At 41.9% G+C, this 18,934-nt stretch carries 18 protein-coding genes and 1 pseudogene; 9 read left to right on the top strand and 10 right to left on the bottom strand.

Going from position 1 to position 18,934, the window contains the following annotated elements; all coding sequences use genetic code 11:
* Positions 1–50: 50 nt before the first annotated feature.
* Positions 51–1,169, top strand: a complete 1,119-nt coding sequence (locus tag GNIT_RS00810) for a zinc-binding dehydrogenase (protein ID WP_014107202.1) — start codon at positions 51–53, stop codon at positions 1,167–1,169.
* 98 nt (positions 1,170–1,267) lie between these two features.
* Complete coding sequence (locus GNIT_RS00815; RefSeq protein WP_014107203.1) at positions 1,268–1,708, top strand: MaoC family dehydratase; 441 nt, start codon at positions 1,268–1,270, stop codon at positions 1,706–1,708.
* Between the two features lie 14 nt (positions 1,709–1,722).
* Here GNIT_RS00815 and GNIT_RS00820 read toward each other — a convergent pair whose 3' ends face one another.
* Positions 1,723–2,352 (bottom strand): glutathione S-transferase family protein, encoded by a 630-nt coding sequence (locus GNIT_RS00820; RefSeq protein WP_014107204.1) that lies wholly within the window; start codon positions 2,350–2,352, stop codon positions 1,723–1,725.
* 127 nt (positions 2,353–2,479) lie between these two features.
* Here GNIT_RS00820 and GNIT_RS00825 point away from each other — a divergent pair, with 127 nt between their 5' ends.
* Both GNIT_RS00825 and GNIT_RS00830 read left to right on the top strand, forming a co-directional pair.
* Entirely contained in the window at positions 2,480–3,622 is a 1,143-nt protein-coding gene (locus GNIT_RS00825) for an energy transducer TonB (RefSeq protein ID WP_014107205.1), read from the top strand.
* A gap of 168 nt (positions 3,623–3,790) precedes the next feature.
* Positions 3,791–4,558, top strand: coding sequence for a pseudouridine synthase (locus tag GNIT_RS00830; protein ID WP_014107206.1), 768 nt, complete (start codon positions 3,791–3,793; stop codon positions 4,556–4,558).
* Between the two features lie 48 nt (positions 4,559–4,606).
* Here the strand turns inward: GNIT_RS00830 and GNIT_RS00835 are convergent, their stop codons facing one another.
* Complete coding sequence (locus GNIT_RS00835; RefSeq protein ID WP_014107207.1) at positions 4,607–5,218, bottom strand: 1-acyl-sn-glycerol-3-phosphate acyltransferase; 612 nt, start codon at positions 5,216–5,218, stop codon at positions 4,607–4,609.
* 232 nt (positions 5,219–5,450) lie between these two features.
* On the opposite strand from GNIT_RS00835, the gene GNIT_RS00840 reads away from it, so the two are divergent.
* The 3 genes from GNIT_RS00840 to GNIT_RS00850 all read left to right on the top strand — a co-directional run bounded on the left by GNIT_RS00840 (position 5,451) and on the right by GNIT_RS00850 (position 10,238).
* The gene (locus GNIT_RS00840; protein ID WP_238526923.1) at positions 5,451–6,686 is read left to right on the top strand and encodes a DNA-methyltransferase; all 1,236 of its coding nucleotides are present in this window, start codon (positions 5,451–5,453) and stop codon (positions 6,684–6,686) included.
* Positions 6,687–7,046: 360 nt separating this feature from the next.
* Positions 7,047–9,635 carry an ExeM/NucH family extracellular endonuclease gene (locus tag GNIT_RS00845; RefSeq protein ID WP_014107209.1) on the top strand — a complete coding sequence of 863 codons (2,589 nt, stop codon included), beginning with the start codon at positions 7,047–7,049 and terminating at the stop codon, positions 9,633–9,635.
* Positions 9,636–9,857: 222 nt separating this feature from the next.
* Positions 9,858–10,238, top strand: a complete 381-nt coding sequence (locus tag GNIT_RS00850) for a hypothetical protein (protein ID WP_014107210.1) — start codon at positions 9,858–9,860, stop codon at positions 10,236–10,238.
* Between the two features lie 22 nt (positions 10,239–10,260).
* On the opposite strand, the gene GNIT_RS00855 is transcribed toward GNIT_RS00850, so the two are convergent.
* Entirely contained in the window at positions 10,261–10,827 is a 567-nt protein-coding gene (locus tag GNIT_RS00855; RefSeq protein ID WP_014107211.1) for a Slp family lipoprotein, read from the bottom strand.
* Positions 10,828–11,199: 372 nt separating this feature from the next.
* Between GNIT_RS00855 and nfsA the strand changes: the two genes are divergently transcribed.
* A complete protein-coding gene (nfsA, locus tag GNIT_RS00860; RefSeq protein WP_014107213.1) occupies positions 11,200–11,937 on the top strand; it encodes an oxygen-insensitive NADPH nitroreductase in 738 nt (245 codons plus the stop codon).
* 10 nt (positions 11,938–11,947) lie between these two features.
* Here nfsA and GNIT_RS00865 read toward each other — a convergent pair whose 3' ends face one another.
* Positions 11,948–12,385 carry a universal stress protein gene (locus tag GNIT_RS00865; protein WP_014107214.1) on the bottom strand — a complete coding sequence of 146 codons (438 nt, stop codon included), beginning with the start codon at positions 12,383–12,385 and terminating at the stop codon, positions 11,948–11,950.
* A gap of 155 nt (positions 12,386–12,540) precedes the next feature.
* Positions 12,541–13,359 carry a substrate-binding periplasmic protein gene (locus GNIT_RS00870; RefSeq protein ID WP_014107215.1) on the bottom strand — a complete coding sequence of 273 codons (819 nt, stop codon included), beginning with the start codon at positions 13,357–13,359 and terminating at the stop codon, positions 12,541–12,543.
* Between the two features lie 283 nt (positions 13,360–13,642).
* Here GNIT_RS00870 and GNIT_RS00875 point away from each other — a divergent pair, with 283 nt between their 5' ends.
* On the top strand, positions 13,643–14,080 hold the full coding sequence (locus GNIT_RS00875) for an OsmC family protein (protein ID WP_014107216.1): 438 nt from the start codon (positions 13,643–13,645) through the stop codon (positions 14,078–14,080).
* Between the two features lie 137 nt (positions 14,081–14,217).
* Here the strand turns inward: GNIT_RS00875 and GNIT_RS00880 are convergent, their stop codons facing one another.
* The 5 genes and pseudogenes from GNIT_RS00880 to GNIT_RS17595 all read right to left on the bottom strand — a co-directional run bounded on the left by GNIT_RS00880 (position 14,218) and on the right by GNIT_RS17595 (position 18,679).
* Positions 14,218–14,949 carry a tetratricopeptide repeat protein gene (locus GNIT_RS00880; RefSeq protein ID WP_014107217.1) on the bottom strand — a complete coding sequence of 244 codons (732 nt, stop codon included), beginning with the start codon at positions 14,947–14,949 and terminating at the stop codon, positions 14,218–14,220.
* Between the two features lie 39 nt (positions 14,950–14,988).
* Positions 14,989–15,798 (bottom strand): SDR family oxidoreductase, encoded by an 810-nt coding sequence (locus GNIT_RS00885; RefSeq protein WP_041246246.1) that lies wholly within the window; start codon positions 15,796–15,798, stop codon positions 14,989–14,991.
* Between the two features lie 2 nt (positions 15,799–15,800).
* Positions 15,801–16,472, bottom strand: a complete 672-nt coding sequence (locus GNIT_RS18310) for an iron-containing redox enzyme family protein (protein WP_238526957.1) — start codon at positions 16,470–16,472, stop codon at positions 15,801–15,803.
* Between the two features lie 90 nt (positions 16,473–16,562).
* A pseudogene (locus GNIT_RS18315) lies at positions 16,563–17,954 on the bottom strand (AMP-binding protein); the annotation flags it as partial.
* Between the two features lie 5 nt (positions 17,955–17,959).
* Complete coding sequence (locus GNIT_RS17595) at positions 17,960–18,679, bottom strand: thermostable hemolysin (RefSeq protein WP_014107220.1); 720 nt, start codon at positions 18,677–18,679, stop codon at positions 17,960–17,962.
* Positions 18,680–18,934 lie beyond the last annotated feature (255 nt).

Consider the following 18,934-nt stretch of genomic DNA (forward strand, 5'->3'; position numbering starts at 1 on the left):
TGTTATTTTTTTTAACCATTGGCTAAACAACTTTCAAAAGGAAAATTCGAATGTCAAAATCCAAACAGTTATTCAGTACCATATCATCTAATGGAGAATTATCATTCTCGCTAGCAGAGGTCGATGTACCTACGCCGAAACCTCATGAAGTTGTTGTGAAAATGGAAGCCGCACCCATTAACCCATCAGATATGTGGCCAATGTTTGGTCCTGCTGACTTGCGTACTGCGAGCTTTACTGAAGCCGGTAAAACGCTTAAAGCAAAACTACACGACGGCATGTTGTCGAGAGTTAAGTCTCGTATCGACCAAACTTTACCGGTAGGAAATGAAGGCGCAGGTACCGTAATTGCAGCGGGCGACAGCCCCGCGGCTCAAGCCTTACTCGGCAAAACAGTTGCCGTACTCTCGGGTGCTACCTATGCCGAACATTGCTGTGTGCCAGTGCAAGCATGTATCGTACATAACGAGGGTACAACAGCAAAGCAAGCTGCATCTTCTTTTGTGAATCCGCTAACAGCACTGAGCATGGTTGAAACCATGCGCTTAGAGGGACACAAAGCGTTAGTGCATACAGCTGCGGCCTCAAGTTTAGGCATCATGCTGAATAAAATCTGTATTGAGGCTGGCGTTGATCTGGTGAACATCGTGCGTAAGCAAGAACAGGTTGATTTATTGAAAGGCTTGGGCGCGAAGCATGTACTTAATTCAAGCGACGAGAATTTTAAGAAAGATCTATACAAAGCTATCGAAGCAACCGGCGCAACCTTGGCATTCGATGCCATTGGCGGCGGCACTTTAGTGAGCGATATTTTAACTGCAATGGAAGCTGTCGGTAGCAAAGATGCAACGGGATTTAACACTTACGGCTCTGCTGAAAACAAACAAGTTTATATTTACGGTGGTTTGGACTTTTCACCTACAATATTAAACCGTGCATACGGCATGACTTGGGGCATTGGCGGTTGGTTATTAATGCGCTTCTTAGGCAAGCTTGATGTTAAGCAAGTATTAGCAATGCACAAACGCGTTGCTGACGAAATTAATACAACCTTTGCATTAGATTTCAGTGACGAAATTAGTTTAGAAGAAGCAATGCAGCCTGCAAATATTGCGCGTTACTTTGCGAAGAAAACGGGTGAAAAATTCCTGATTAATCCATCTAAATAAGCGCTATTACTAAGTATACTCTCAAGGGTTTCACTTCATTAGTGAAGCCCTTTTTTGTTTGTATTTCATATGTCACAGCAATAAACCAAGGAAAGCATATGTATTTTGAAGATTATCAAGTTGGTCAAACATCCAAGTTTGGCGCTTATGAGGTTACGGAAAGTGAAGTTAAAGAGTTTGCTACTAAGTACGACCCTCAATTCTTTCATTTAGACGATGAAGCGGCGAAAGACTCTCTTTTTGGCGGCCTGTGTGCGAGTGGTTGGCACACCGGCGCTATGTTCATGCGCATGCTGATTGATAATTTGCCAGCAGAACATGGTTCATTAGGTTCTCCTGGTATCAATAATCTGAAGTGGCTCAAGCCGGTGTATCCAGGGTATATATTAAGCGTGAAAGGTCTCGTGACCGAATGCAGATTGTCAAAAAGTAAACCGGGCGTTGGCTTAGTTTGTATGAGCTACGAGATTGTGAATCAAGACGATTTGACCGTGATGAGCTTAGAATCAAACGCCTTCTTTAGGTGTAAAAAAAGTTAAGCGCTTGATTCATTTCATTTAAATGCGCTTTGTTCTGCGCCTATGGCGGCCGCTTTTTTAAATGCCGGACGAGCCTGAAGGCGCGCCAAATAGTCGTTAACTTGCGGTGTATATCTCTGGTCTAAACCCAAAGACTGCCCTAAATGTAATGCATAGCCTACGGCGATATCGGCGATAGTAAAACGGTTGTCACACAGGAATTCGCGTGATTTGATATGCGTATCTAAGCGGCGTAAACGAGCGATAAACCAAGCGGCATAGTCTTCCACAGCTTGCGGCAATCTGCGTTCTTTCTGCTCTAGTCGGCTATAGCGCAATACAATGGTCTGTGGAAATGTTAGCGTGGCATCACTGTGATAAAGCCAATTCAGGTAGTCTCCAAATTCAGCGTGTTCAGGCTTTAGTCCAAATTCATGCTTCTTATACTTCTCAACCAGATAATGGCAGATACCGGTTGATTCGGTCATGGTGGTTTCGCCATCTTGAAAAAACGGAACGGTTCCCAAGGAATTTATTCCTAAGAATTCCTTTTTGAAAAAACGCGGGGGGAAGGGCAGTGTTTCCACTTCATAGGGTAATTGCATTTCTTCTAATGCCCACAGAGGGCGGAGAGAGCGAGCGTTATGACAGTGCCAGAGTTTCATATCTATGTTCCAAATAACTGAATGTCTGAGCCTTAATTACCGCTCAACATTTAAGATAGAGATTAAAGGTAGTTTGTGAGATTATACTGAATAGTCAAGGGATATATCATCATTACAAGGATTTCGTATGAAGCTTCAATCACTTACAAATGGCGTATCGTTACTTTTTTTGATCGCTTTTCAACCTTACCTAAGTGCACAAGAAAGCGCACAAGAAAGCGCACAAGAAAACAAATTACCCTGTGATATTGTTGAAGAAGAGGTACTAGAGAATACGCCTCAAGATGCCGTTGAGTTAATCACCGCTTTTAACCCCGCAAAACCTGTTGAAAGAGTTAATCCGACTTTTCCTTCTTCCGCCGCTCGCGTTAATGCAGAGGGCTGGGTACAAATGAGTTACGTCATTGATAAGAACGGAAACGTTCAGGATCCGATGATCGAAGATTCTGGTGGCCATAGTTCATTTAAACGTTCCGCCTTGAAAGCAATAAAAAAGTGGAAATTTCAGCCAGCTATGAAAGACGGAAAAGCAACGGAACAATGTCATGAGTCAGTCCAATTTGATTTTGCATTAGCCGACAATGCTGGCGCCGATAGGCGCTTCATCAGGGATTACAAAAAACTAGAAGCGCTGATAACGGCGGAGGAATACTTTGCGGCGGAAACGCTTATCGCGGCAATGCATGATGACAAAAGACACAATCGCTATGAGAACGCTTGGTTATGGAGTATCGATGCGAGCTTTGCAAGTAAGCAAGGCGATAAGCATCGCGAAATGAAAAGCATTAGTCGCACTTTAGCGAGTAGTAAAAGTCATAGCGCGGAGAATAAAACATTTGATGATAACTATGTTGGCACATTGCATAAGCGTCTTTTTTTATTGCAGGCGCAGTCAAGTCTTCTGGGCGCGGCTCTAAAAACTTTGGAAGATATTAAAGCATTGCCCAACGCCGACTCTGTGCTTGAATCGCTTGAGTCTACGATAGTCAAACTTTCTGAGTATTTAGCCTCGGATAAGCACATTTTTGTAAATGTCGAATTGGAGGATTCTGGTGAATATTTTCATAAGTTAGCGCGCAATAAATTTGCCTTTGCCAATATTCAAGGGCAAGTAGACACAGTAGAAGTGCGCTGCAAAACACGTAGAGAAAAATTCACCGTTGCAGAAGATTTTGTGTGGAGTATTCCACAAACATGGGGAGAGTGTCAGGTAGTGGTGCAAGGCGAGAGCGAAACTAAATTTGACCTGGTGGAAGTGAGTGCAAGCTAAAAAAAGATCTCAAAAACTCCGTCGCGCCCAAGGCTCAATGCGATTATGGTGATCGCTAGGGCGCCGTCCAAGCTCAGCTTGCCCCAGCATAATCCGGGTGTCAGCACTGTTCTGGAGTTTCTTGTTCTGAAATTTCCCGCTATAGCTATTGATGTATGGCTACAACGCATGGCTGACGGAAAGGTGCATTGGCATGACGGTTCTTTGATAAATGCACAAACCGCTTTTGCAGCTCAGCAACGGGTTTATTATTATCGTGAGGTTGAAAGTGAGCCCGTCATTCCTTTTGTAGAAAAAATTATTTTTCAAGATGAACTAATATTGGTGGCGTATAAGCCACACTTTCTGCCAGTGACACCCGGTGGTAAATATATAGAAGAATGTTTGCAAAATCGTTTGCGTAATAAAACGGGCAATCACAATTTGCAGGCAGTGCATCGCATTGATAAAGGCACGGCTGGTTTAGTGATGTTTTCGGTTAACCCTGATTCGCGCCAGAAATACCACCATTTATTCGAAGCACACCTAGTTAACAAAACCTATCAGGCTGTTGCGAGCACGCTTAACAGCACGCCAACGCTAAATCATGAATGGGATATCAAAAATCGCCTGGAAAAATCTACACCTAGATTTTTGATGCAGATTGTTGAGGGAGAGGCTAACAGCCATTCTCGTATTCGCTGCCTGCGGACAACGGCAGAAAGAGCCTTATTTGAGCTGAACCCCATAACAGGCAAAACCCACCAACTACGTTTGCACATGCAAAGTCTTGGCTGGCCATTGTTAAACGATAATTATTATCCTGACTTACAGCCAAGCAAGCCAGATGATTTTAGTAAGCCACTACAATTATTAGCTCAAAAACTAGCGTTTACTGACCCCGTAACGAAGCAAGATAGGCGTTTTTCGAGCGATGTTGAACTAACTTTAGATTAGTTCAATTGAGTCGACATTCGTTAATCAGAATACTCTTTTCTCATCTCATCACATGTCTTTCGGGTAAACTACATTCTCAGGATACTTAGCGGTGATCGTAGAATAAAAACGATAGACCTTTTGCATATCTTCATCAAAATTACCTTCACTTAAAAAAACCGGGCCAAACACAACTCGCTTGCGCGCAAAATCAAAGCCAACGAGCACAACGTGTGCATTCGCTTGATGTGCAATTGCTAAAAAACCGGTTTTCCACGGAAACTTAGGTGAGCGAGTGCCCTCTGGTGCAACGGCTAAAATCATCTTAGCCTGAGAATTGAATTCCTTCACAACTTCGCCTACAACACCGCGCGCTGACTTTCGATCAACGGGTATTCCACCAATCAATTCAAGCAGTTGTTTAACGACGGGTACAAAAATACTGTGTTTTCCTAAAAACCGGATTTTGATGCGCAAAGCGAACAGCAATGCAACACCTAAAAAGAAATCCCAATTCGAGGTGTGCGGCGCAACGGCTAAAACAAGTTTGGGGTGCTGAGGTAATTCGCCCTCAAACTGCCAGCCGGTAATACTGAGTAATGTGTCACCCAACCATCCTGTGAATTTATTGCCACCTGAAGGTGGGCTGTTCGGGCTTTCCGTTGCTGAGTTATTAGCCACGACTACCGCCAATATGAATGTCGTCGTGTTTACCGCCTTTTTTGAACGATTTAACGAGTATTTTTCTCAACTGCATCAATCTGAGTTCTCTCTTATTTCCGTTGCACCATCATAGTGAGTTAACTTTGTATAAACAACTTTTTAAAATACTTGCTTGTGCACAATATCAGTGGGTAACATGCTGTGTTACGAATCTTTATATGTTTCAAAACTGCGGAGAAACCCACCTACAATGAGCACTATGACCACAGCGGCCAATCGATTATTGCTAGGTGACTGCTTAGAAAAAATGAACGAAATTGCTGATTCCTCAGTCGATTTGATTTATTTGGATCCTCCGTTTTTTACTGAGCGAAAACACAAACTTAAAAATCGTCAACGCACCAAAGAATTTAGCTTTGACGATATTTGGAAGCAGGAATCGAGCTATGCAGAATTCCTGCACCAACGTATTCTTAAAATGCGTGATTTATTAAAGGATACCGGCAGCATTTTTGTGCACTGCGATAAAATGGCTAATCATATTGTGCGAGGCGTACTTGATGATGTATTTGGCTCAGAGTTTTTTCAGTCTGAAATTATATGGCAGTACAAACGTTGGTCTAACGCCAAAAAGGGGCTTCTGCCAAGCCATCAAAACATTTACTTCTTTAGTAAAACGAGTGATTTTAGCTTCAATAAGATTTTTATGCCTTACTCCGAGGCAACCAACCTTGATCAAATCCTACAGCGGCGCACCCGAGACAAGCACAATAAGTCTATTTATGCCCGCGACGAAGAGGGCAATATTCAGCAGGCAGACGCCAAGCAAGGAGTGCCCTTAAGTGACGTTTGGGATATTCCTTATCTGAACCCAAAAGCGAAGGAAAGAGTAGGTTACCCAACACAAAAGCCATTGCTTCTTTTGGAGCGCATCATTGAATTGGTTACCAATGAGAATGATCTTGTACTAGACCCTTTCTGCGGCAGCGGCACAACGTGTGTCGCTGCAAGCTTAACAAACAGGAAATACATTGGTATTGACCAGTCAGAGGACGCTATTCAACTGTCGCAATCGAGGCTAGATAAACCCATTAAAACCGAATCTCACTTGTTGAAAAAAGGCAGAAAATCCTTTGAAAATGCAAATCTAGGGGCATTGCAGTGCTTAGCTGGAATTGATTATAACCCAGTGCATCGAAATCAAGGTATCGATGCCATATTGGTTGAGCATCATCAAGGTGCGCCAGTGTTGGTTAAGATACAGAAGGACACGGAGACCCTTACGCAAGCAGTCGAATTGTTAAGTAATGCGATGATTGTGAAAGCCTCCAAAATGGGCTTTTTAATTAAAACGCGAGTTGCATTAGGGGAGGTCGAAGCTGCTACCGAGCTGAGTTTTGAGAGTAAAAGTGAAGACTTCACTATTCACGTGCTGGAAACCATCGAGCTTAAATTGAAACGCAATATTAGCGGGTCAGGATTGTAAGGTGATGGGTTTATGCGAGGGGCTTACCGAATGTTCACATTTGGAAGTAAGCAGACGGTCGAAAAAACCAAATATATGAGGTATTCGAGTTCAAGACTGAAAAGCTATTTTTAATATCTATCCAGTTCTTACTAATGATGAAGTGAAATAGAGCAAATCAAAGGGTCAGAGCACTTGAAAGATAGCTACTTTTACTAGCAACGCTATTCAGTATGCAAACCTGAAACGCGGCCGCACAATATATGTGCAGCAAAGCTGAGAATATTGCCCCTGTTGCATAGTTCAGGCTTATAGTTTATTTTACGATTACTAGGAATGTAATAATAAAATGTCAAAAAACTGAGACAGAAAGGGAACAATATGCTTTTAAAACACCTCTTGCCAGCAGCGTCGTTGAGTATGATCGCTCTAGGATTTGTTCATGCTGATGAAACGACCATTGCGTACGATATGGTCAGCAGTAGCAGCCTAAATTTAATTGAGTACCAAAATCCATATACAAATGCTTTTTCAAGCGCAGCTGATGGATTTCAAAAATATCAACGTGGTGTTTCAAGCTCTATCCCTTTTTCTGTATTAGATGACACTACAACTTTTTCGAGTGACAGTATAGGCATTGTGGCCAGTACTAATACAGAAGAATTTTTTGGGATCGTTGATACGGTAAACGCAGACACGACTGACGAGGTAGTTGCATCTTGGGTCTTCGATATTAGCGGCGAAACTGAGTTAGGTCTGCAAATTGATATGGGCGCCATGGGCGACTTTGAAAGCAGTGATGTATTTAAGGTAACAGCTTCAATAGATGGTGACTCTGAAGTTGAATTGTTGCGTGCGGTCGCAGATGAGTCGGCTGACCTTTCATATACGCTAGAGTCCGGAAAAGTTGTTAGTCTTAATGACCCACTTGTTGTAAATGGCACTGTGCTGTCTAATGTTTTTAAGCCATTGCGTGCGCCAATATTAGGGACTGGTAGTGAATTAACCATTCGACTAACTGCAAAAGCAAATGGTGGGACCGAAGCATTCGCAGTACAAAATTTAAAAGTGCTAAAGGGATTCGTCAATGAATCACCATTAGGTCCTGAAACAGTTGCTATCTCATTCATCCAAGGTACTGGCAATGCAACTCAAGTAAACGGGCTGGATGTGCGCATTGAGGGCATAGTAGTAGGTGATTTTCAACGCAACGATAGTATCGATAACGGTGACTTGCGCGGCTTTTTCGTGCAGTCTGAGGTAGGCGATGGTAACCCTCTAACCTCCGAGGCTTTATTTGTTTTTGATAATTCAAACCCCGACGTTGACGTAACTATTGGCGACCGGGTGAGCGTCACAGGTTCTGTATCAGAGTTTGGTGGAATGACACAAGTGAGCGCATCAACAGTCACTGTTTTAGCGAATGACCAAGCTTTACCTGTCGCACAAGTGCTGAATTTGCCAATTATTGATGATCTGCAATTAGAGGCCTTAGAAGGGATGCGGATAGTAATACCGCAAGAACTAGTGATTGGTGACTACTTTAATTTTGACCGCTTTGGTGAAATTGGCCTTACTTTACCATTAGGCGATGATAAACGTTTAAACACGCCAACTGCGGTAGTCGACCCAGACTCAAATGAGTATTTTGATTTACTAGCGGCTAACGCCGCAAGACGAATTTTGCTAGATGACGGACGCACAACGCAAAATCCTGACCCAGCAATACATCCGAATGGCCAAGAATTTACACTTGATAATCGTTTTCGTGGTGGTGACACAGTAACAAATGTACAAGGTATTATGCATCAGTCGTTTGGTGCATACCGCATTCAGCCAACGCAAGGGGCTGATTATGTTGCGACAAATCCTCGCACCAGTGCACCAGAAACTGCAGGTCGATTAAAAGTCGTCTCCTTTAACGTATTAAATTACTTTACCACCCTCGACCAATTTGGAAACAGCTGTGGTCCAGCTCTGCTATCGTGCCGTGGTGCAGATACTGCCGAAGAGTTTGAGCGTCAGCGATCGAAGATCATTCAAGCACTGAAAGAGATAAATGCAGATGTTGTTGGCCTAATAGAGATTGAAAATAACCCGGAAGCCGCCGTGAAAGATCTAGCTGATGGCATCAATGCAGCCATCGGCGAAGAGGTATATGGCTATGTCGATACGGGGACTATCGGAACCGACGCAATTAAGGTAGCCATACTTTATAAGAAAAGTGCCCTATCGCTAGCTGGCGATTTTGCAATCCTTGATTCTGTTGTTGATCCTCGATTTATCGATACCAAAAACCGACCCGCACTAGCACAAACATTCGAAGAAAATCAAGCAGGTGGGCGAGTCACTGTTGTCGTTAATCACTTTAAATCGAAAGGGTCTGACTGCGAAGAGTTTGGTGATTTTGATGTTCAAGACGGCCAAGGTAACTGTAACTTGGTGAGAACGGACGCAGCAAAGGCGCTTGCTGATTGGTTAGCGACTGACCCAACCGGCAGTGACGACCCTGATTATTTAATTATTGGTGATTTAAATAGTTACGATAAAGAAGATCCAATTGTCGCTTTACAAGCATCAGGCTTTGTTGACATGGTTAAACAATTTGGCGGTGAAAAAGCTTATTCATACGTATTTGATAGTCAGGTTGGTTATCTTGATTATGCGCTGGCAACCTCTGTTTTAGCGCAACAAGTAACTGCAGTCAGCATTTGGTCTATCAACGCTGATGAGCCTGATATTTTAGATTACGACACAAGCTTTAAGGCTACTGCACAAGATGCATTATTTGCACCTGATGCATATCGTAGTTCTGATCATGACCCGGTTATTGTCGGACTTGACCTTTATATTGTCCCACGCGATAAAAATCAATGTAAAAAAGACGGATGGAAAGATTTACGTCGTAACGATGGTTCCATGTTTCGCAATCAAGGTCGCTGCGTTAGTTACGTAAATACAGGTAAATAGCCTAGGAACCATATGGTCAAATTAAAGCCAGTCAGGTAAACGTGACTGGCTTTTTTGTTTGTTTACTAGGACTATTTATTTTCCTCGCTGTATACACATCCTTGAGGCTCCTATTGCCGTCAAAGCGACTATAGAATTTATAAATACACCTTGCCCCTTTCTATAATCAAAAAACAGCGTTAATGTGTAACAATACAAATTACCTCAAGGGAATCGATTCTTATGAAAACGACAATAGCTATTTTAACTATCTTACTTTTATCTGCTTGTGTGACCTTACCAAGCCCTACGCAAGAAAAAGAAGCTGACTACGGCCCATTTCCTGAAAATTACCAAGACATAGCGAGAGACTACCTGATGTCAGAGTTGAGAGACCCGTCCTCGATTGAAATTAACAATATGTCTCAACCTATAAAGCAGTGGATTGGTGACAAGTTAACTGGCATTAAGTATGGTTATTTGGTTTGCGTAGAAGTGAACTCAAAGAATTTGCTAAGCAATCTTACCGGTTTAAGAAACGACGCCCTGCTCATTAGAGACGACGTCGTCATAGACTATGTTAAAGACGGTGCGCTGATAAGCGGCATGAAGTTGTGTGACTAGTGCAAAGCAACGCTACAGTTTGTTATTGGCTAAGGCGCTGAGCCTCTCGCTCTTGACGTTCCCTGTTCACTTCTTTTTCGTTTTTTACCCGCCATCCCCATTTTCCGCGGTCCATAGAAGTAGGGCTGTTATCTTCCGAACTTAGATGATTGGCGCTTGAAAAGCCCTCCCAAACGTAAAAATTGCTAGTTTGTATGGTGGCTAGAGGAGACACATCAAGACTTGTCTCAGGCTTTTGTAATTGCTCAACGTTGCCGACAAGCGTCAGTATCGCGCCCTGTTGCAAATTTTCTAGATTCAAAGAATTATTAAACTTAGCGGTAAAAGTTCCTCCGCTTTGCTGTTTATAAATTGGCTGACCTGATTGTAAGAGTGGATATTGAGATACCGTTACAGTGGTGCTGTCATCTTGTTTACTTAAATCAAGAATAACACCGCCCCATCTAACGCCTTTGCCAACAGACTCATCGGTCACATCTGAAAAACTGACTAATGGCTGGCTGCTTGCCACCTGAATTTCATTAGGTGAAAACGCGCATCCCGTTAAAAGAATCGGAAGTAGTAAAGCAAATACAAATTTATTAAACATATTGGTTAATCCCTTATAGTTTTGCAATCGAGTGCAAATTGTCCGTTGATTACAAAGTAGTCTACTTTTATGAACATTTCAAATACAAACAGGCCAAAACAACAGCATGCGTTTTAAGCTGTGATTTATAAGAATCGGGAAAAGAAAGTTTTGCTAGTTCGTTAATGTGTCCTGTGTTTTTTTAAGCTTGGCGCTCAATTGACAGTATCGGCAAATAATTTGATAGTATACCGTTGAAACTGCGTACCACCCATGATGCAAATGGTGGTGAAAGCGAATAAAAAAAAACTAGCTATAACGACACTAGCTGACAAAATGATTGTCGGTATTTTTGTATTTCTTGCACATAACAATAAGGTTTAAAATAGTAATATGAACCCAATTCTTGAAGCTCAGTCATCTCACCGTTCTATTCGACAGTATATTGATAAACCGATTGACGTAAATTTATTACACAAGCTTATTGAGTGCGCGCAAGGCGCCGCATCATCAAGCTTCATTCAGTCATATTCCCTGATCCAAGTAAATAACAAAAATACTCGCGAAAAAATAGCGACGTTGGCGGGTGGTCAAAAATGGATAGAATCTGCAGCCGAATTTTTGGTTATCTGCGCCGATTTAAGGCGAGTTGAATATGCTTGTCTAAAACAAAACCTGGGCGCTTTAGAGGGCAACACTGAGCATTTTATTGCAGCAACTGTAGACGCTGCATTAATGGCGCAAAACCTGATGTTAGGTGCTGAGTCAGTAGAACTTGGTGCGGTTTTTATTGGTGGGATCCGCAACGATCCAAAATTAGTTTCTGAACTATTGCAACTTCCGGATCAAGTATATCCTGTTTTCGGTCTGTGTCTGGGCTGGCCTGATGCGCAACCTGAAGTGAAGCCTCGTTTCCCCGTAGATGTCATTCTTCATCAAGATGTTTATGACTCGTCTCGCTCTGAATCTGATGTGGATAACTACGACGACCAAATTCAAAATTACTACACGCAACGCGGCGAAAATCAAAAAACCAGTAATTGGTCTGAACAAACCGCGAATGCAGTACAAAAGAAAAAAAGAGAACACATGCTTGCCTTCTTGCAAGCGCGTGGTTTTTTAAATCGATGATATATACTCATTAATCATCTTGCATTCGCACAGCAAGTACGTCTTGCTTAACGCCATGTAAAACTGCATTTGCGGTAGAACCAAGCAGTGCTTTAATGCCGCTTCTACCGTGGGTGCCAATGATAATTAGGTCGGCACTCGTGTCATTCGCCAGTGCCTTTATTTCATCAGAAATATCACCGGTCTTGATGTGTACGTGTTCTTTGTTGATGCCAAACTTGTCTGCAATTACCTCTAACTTTTTTCTGGCATCGTCTACTGTTTCAGCATCCGTCATTGCGTTATATTCACCCCCATATAGTAAGGGTTGAAGGTAAACTATTGGCATTGAAACATAGACTAAGCTGACGTCTTCAGGCGTTTGACATACACTCATTGCTCTCTCAAGCACGTGTTCATGCTCAGCATTGAAATCTATTGCAACGATAATCTTTTTATAAATACTCATAGTGTATGCACCGTAGTAGTTTGATTTAAACATCTCTACGCTAACACTATCATGTCTGTATCGGGCAATGATTGACTTAAGTCAAACAAAGATAATGGGTTACACCTGCTAATATTGGATTATGGTTAAAAATAGCAACGAACGTTGATTTGCTTTTAGCTGGCGCAGTGGGCATCAACGTCAATTAAATTCTCGTTTGGACGTTCGAGACGTTTCATCACTTGATCGATTTTATTGACTAAGTCACGACTGATGGTTTTTTTGGAATACATCAAAAAAGAAGCGGTGCTTTCGTTTTTTAGTAAATCATAGACTTCGACGAAGTTGTGACTTTGGCAGCGCAGCGCTAACTCATACAGAGCAACTTCTCTTGTTGCAATGAAACCAGCTATGCGACCTGTTATCGCAAGATTTAGCGCTTGGCGCACATCGTTCAAAGCGACGAGTTTTTTTGCAAAATTTGAGTCAGATAATAGCGACTGATACTCGTCAGAGTATGACGTGCCTCGCATCACCCCAATTTGAGCAGGGATAGAGGGAAGCAAAGACAGCGCATTGAGTTCTTTAAACTGTTCTGTGTAACTTTTTTCAATGAACAGAATATTTGAGCTCAGCTTGAAGATTTCCTCTGAGAAAAAAGCAAATTTTTCCCTCTCCTCTAATTTTGCTGCTGACATCGCAATATCAAGTTGACCCGTTTCGATATGACGCACAATGCGCTTCCAAGGATAACTGTAAAATTGATAATCTATGTTTGCTGCGTCCAAGATGTTGGACAAATATTCAATGTCGTACCCGTTCGGGTTGCCGTCTTTGTCAGTATATCGATTTGGGGGACTGTCATCGTACCCTATCCGGAGTGTCGCCGTTTTTGCGAGTTCTTGATTGTCGTCGGTCTGTGAATAGCCAAAACTATTTGAACAGTATCCAAATAAAAGCGAACACACTATGACAACGAAAGCGTTTTTAATCATTGTTTCCCTAGCGTCAAACGAGCTATTTGTTGCTATTGATTATGCAAAATGCATGCGGTAAGAATTTTGAATGATATACCCTCTGATTAGAAAGTTAAACAGGGCAGAACAATTCAAGTCAGCTTTAATACTCGGCGAAGACGTCAATTATGTACTAGGCTGTTGGTATACCATGATAATTTAAATGTTTCCTACGTTGGCTGACTTCACCAGAAAAAAGCAAATGTGATCTCATGAGGCTGCATTTCATACCCATTAATACACGCATTACAAAGGAGAATTTATGACTATCAAAAATTGGGCAAGCGCAAAGTATCAAGGGTTAGGAAAAGAAGGAAAGGGTTCGGTATCTACCCAGTCAGGTGCTTTTAATGAGCAACCGTATGGTTTCAACACCCGTTTCGATGATAAAAAAGGGACTAACCCAGAAGAGCAGATCGCCGCTGCTCACGCCAGTTGTTTCACCATGGCCCTGTCGTTTGGTTTAGCCGAAAAAGGCTTAAAATCCGGTGAGCTAGATACAAGAGCAACAGTTAGTTTAGACAAAGACGGTGACGGGTTTTCGGTGACAAAATCAGAATTAGTCCTAAAAGCCAAGGTTGCCGGAATTAATGAAGCCGATTTTGCTGCTGCAGCCAAAGACGCTAAGCAAAACTGTCCAATCTCAAAGTTATTAAATTGCGAAATTAGTTTAACAATTGAAAGTTTTGAATCTTTATAGCAAATAATGGCGAAAGTTAGACTAAGATAAGGTAGTAGTGAGTCATTGTTGAATGACAATGACTCACTATATGATTTAAAGCAAAGTGGCTATTCAAGTTCAAGTCCATACTCTGAAAATAGTTGATAGACTCGGTCTTAGCCTTTTCTTTTCATTTTTTTATCAACTTTTTCCATCAACTGATTAATCTCAGCTCGTCTAAATTCATCTGCCAACGGTCTTTCTAAGCGCGGCGCTGCTTGTAGAGCCAGCGTTAAATGCTCCTTAGCTTTTGCATACTCTTTGTCGTCAAACAAAAACTCACCATAGAAGTAGTTTGAATCAATGCCGTTTGGATTGATCAATATGGCCTTTTCTAGCATTTTTTTGGCTGTATCGTCATCTCCAAAAGCAATCGGCCAGCCAGGTACTTTATGATAAAGCGTGCCTAAACTCGTATAGGCAGACCCACTCAACGCAGAATCGTCAAGTTTCATCGAAGCTTCTAGTGATTTCTTTGCATCCTTGGCTAATGAAAGGGCGCCTAAGCCTCCTTTGGCACCAGCATAGCTAGACTCAATAATACCTAACCAAACTAAATTGTTGGCATTTTCTGGATTGGCTTTAACTAATGCTTGGGCTTGTTTGAGTAGGCTATCAAATCCCGCTTCTTGAGCGTCACCTTCTAGTTGATAATTTACCTTTACCCACTGTTGTTGCAATTCGAGAAGCTGCGATTCAGGGCTTTTTGTTGCAAAAGTAGCGTCTGCTGCAAAAGTGCCGTCTGCTGCAAAAGTACCGAATGAAATAGTGGTCAATGACGATGTAGCAAATAGGACCGCCACTCCGAGTTTAGTAATTGATTTAGCGATTGATTGATGCGCTTTCATAGGAATATCCTCTTTTTATCAAAATAACAATCTGGCTTTCTAAGATTGTTGTAAATAACGTTTTATAACGGTAAGTTTAGATTGAATTGCGTTGTCGACTAGCTTTGGAATAAATCCGTTTATCCGAACGAAAAGCTTTTCAGGCCAACCAACAACTTGCTGTCTTTTCTTGCTGTTGAGAAAGTTCATAAAGGTTTTAGCTACCGCCTCAACACTGTCCACAGCGTTACCTAGTGCTTTATTCATCTCATCAACACTCACCGCGTTTATACTGGTACTGGTTGCGCGCGGTGCGAAATATCTAAATCTGATATTTGTATCGCTATATTCGCGGGCAAGTGCTTCTGTAAATCCACGCAAACCAAATTTGGAGGCACAATAGGTGCTAAAGCCGGGATAGCCTATATAGCCAAAGGCTGAACCTACTTGAACGACGTTGATCTGCTTTTGCTCAGCACCTTGTTCAGTGTGTGACTTCGCAATAAACTCTTGAGTAAATAACATCGGCGTTATCAGGTTGGTTTGCATTAACTCATTTATCATTTCGGGTTTTGTATCTTCAAATGCGACGAAGCTAGACAAACCGGCTGCATTTACTAGTAAGTCGACGGGCTTGTTCGCAAAAGCAAGATTAAGAATGTTTGCGCGGTCGTCCGATTTGTTTAAATCCCCTAGTAAAATTTCACAGTTTCCAGACATTGAGATTTTAAGTTGTGCTAGCTTTTTCTGATTGCGTCCTTGAATAAAAACGTGATACCCGTTTTCACCAAGAATTTTGGCAATTGCGCCACCGATACCACCCGAGGCACCAGTGACCAAACACGTTTTAGATACCTTTTGGTGTGTCAAAATTAGGCAGCCTTCATTTTGCTAGCTGAAACGTCCAAGGTTCTAAAAATATTGCCGTATAGAACGTAAAAACGTTTTGCACTTTGAACGATGAGATCTTGTTCTTTAGGACAATCAATTTTATCCATTAAAGTTTCAAAAAACTTAACATGATCGATATCCAGCGAGCCGTGAGATACCAAATAGCTAAAGGCTTTTTTGGGTAATCCTAATGCATCCTTAATATTGGCTGCCGCGTTATCGGCCATTGCAATACTGGTCCCTTCCAACACATGCACCATGCCGAAAAATCCAAGTGGGTTAACACGGTTAACCATGTCATAGGCATAGGCAACCATGAGTTCTGTTGCCATTGAAGGCGGGGTGGCGCGCACGACTTCTTTGTCATATCCACAGTTTGCAATATCGTTTAGTACCCACTCTTGGTGGCCTAACTCCTCTTCAATATATTCGGCGACTGCTTCGCGCAACCATTCTTTGCTCTCCGGTAAACGACTGCCTACTGACATCAACAAAGGCACTGTATGCTTAACGTGATGATATGCTTGGCTCAAAAATGCAACGTAATCTTCGGTTTCAATGTCGCCAGAGAAGCAACGTTTAATGATTGGAGATGACAGTAAGTAATCGCGCTCGGTGGTCGTTTCGTTCAGAAGTCTTTGATATAAGCTCATTGTGTTTTTTTCCTCTTTTTTCATCGTAAAAAAATTGGCATAGATAGCCTCAATTCTTGACTGATAATACTGGTTAATTTGTTCACGCTTAGGGCGCATATTGGCTGTATATAAGCCCTCTTCAAAAGTCATAGAGTGGCTTAGCATGAGATTTGCTTTGATTTGGGCATAGTCCGGTAAATGACTGTTTACTGTGTCGATAGCATCGCTGATAACAGCCTGTTGAATTTTCTCTGATATTGGTACGAGCACCGCCATGCAAAATGGCCGACTGTCACCCAGTACAACAGCTTGTTGAAATAGGCCGGTTGCGAGCAATTCAGATTCAATCCATTCAGGAGAAATATTGCGTCCAAATGAATTAATGAGAGTGTTTTTGATTCGGCCTTCGATGTAAATTTTGTTATTTTTGATACTTGCGATGTCTCCGGTAAAAACCAGATCGTTATACCAAGAACGTTGGTCTTCCAAATATCCTAAAAAGGCATTGCCACTAACAACTAACTCGTTATTAATTATCGCCGCTTTTAGGTGCGGCAATACGCTGCCAGTGCTCGCTATATCATCGTTATTAGGTGTATTGATGCATACAACAGAGCTACATTCTGACAAGCCATAGCCTTGATAAACAGGCAAACCTAAACCTCGGGCTTCTGCCAACAACGAGGCTGAAACTCTACTACCACCAACCGCAATAAATTGCAGGGATGAAGGTGCTTGCCAATTATTTTTAGTCGCCATTACCAATACTTGCAGTAATTCAGGTACTAAAATCAGGCTGTTTGGTTTCGCTCTGCTAATGCAGTTCAGTAAGGCATTCGGATTGACGAGCCGACTGCCTTCGAATCCGCGCTCTGCGTCACTCGCAATGATGACCGTGCCTGATGCTAGCATTGGGCAATAAACGCCGGCGATGTTTTCAAGTAAAGTAGGTAAAGGTAGCAAACACAAGTGACGAGGGTTTTGTAAACCAATACTATTAACAAGAGCGCAAGCCACCGCCATTTGATTTTCGGTACTCAAACAAACACCCTTTGGTGTGCCTGTTGAGCCTGATGTGTAGGTGATTTTGCTTGTACCATTAGGGGCAGCTAATCTTTTATCTTGAACTAGTTTATATACATTGAGCTTTACCAAATCACATTCACAAAGCGCGCCGAAATTGACGTCTTGTTGGCTGAAAAGAATGTTTGGCTTTACCGACAATAGCAATTGATCATATTGAGCTTGCGTGAAAAAGAGTGGAATAGGCGTGAAAACAAGCTCAGCCATTTGGCATGCTAAATCCACAACAATCCAATCAATGGAGTTGTCTGTATGCAGGCAAACTGAATCAGCGCCCTGCTTTTTTAACCAATCTGATAAATTTGTTACTCGCTCCGCTAATTGAGTGTAACTAACTTGAGCACCTGCAGTTTCGACGGCAATTTGATCTTTGAGCTCTGTCGGAATATGTAAAAGTCGTTGTATCAATTCACTCATCTCGATTACCTCTTAAGCTTGCGGGTGGTGAGCGCAATTTTGCGTTCTAGTTGATCAAACATTTGCTTAAAATGTGCTGATTTATTGACTGCAAGCATCACGGCAGCAAGAGAAACAAATACTACTTGCGGGTTCGTTTCATAGTATGTGCCCCAATTAATTGATGATTCTTGTAATTTATTCTTGTCTGCTTGAGCGATGTAGTGACAGTCAATTCCCGCTTTACTAATTAATTTGACCACGTGCTCAGTGCCAGCAAACACCATATGCTCATAGCCATTGCAAAATAATGACACGGCGGTTGTGAGAAAAAGTGGAATAGTAAATTTGTTCGAGTTGCTATAAAGATGACCGATTTCAGCTATGTACCGACGATCATGCGCTTGCGAAACATAGTGCTCGATAGGCTGCGCTAAATATTGTTCAACGAATAAGCTCTCTTTTGCAGACCGGATACCCAACGCGGCCTTGAATTTGCCATTATTAATTGCCAAAACATAAGGCATGCTTATTTCAATATCGGCACCATAAGCAGACGCGAATCCGTCTTTGATAAATTGCTCTGATGCTGCACGACCATCATCATGTTTTTGATAAACATCGAGTGAAAACGTGTATTTTGCATCGCTCGCTTGCGCGCTGCGGCAAACCTTATTTGTAAGCTGACTAGTAAACGACTCAGTCCCTTTGAGGTCGGTGGGTAATGTGATGTCTACGGCTTGCATTATTAAGACCTTTTAGTACTTTATGCTGCAAACAATAAACCTAGAACCTTAAAATAATCTTAAGATTTAAAAATAAATCAACAAATATAAAATAAATAAAGCAGTGTGCTTAAGAATCCAAATTACCGCGTAAGTTTTTACTGCTGAAGGAATTGGTTTTCAATAATAGTGCGGCATGTTCCTTCATGATTTCTCAATGTTTTATCTCAAAATGCTATCTCATTGTTAGTTATTCTTATGTTCTACTATTAGTCT

The organism is Glaciecola nitratireducens FR1064 (assembly GCF_000226565.1).
GTDB lineage: Bacteria > Pseudomonadota > Gammaproteobacteria > Enterobacterales > Alteromonadaceae > Glaciecola > Glaciecola nitratireducens.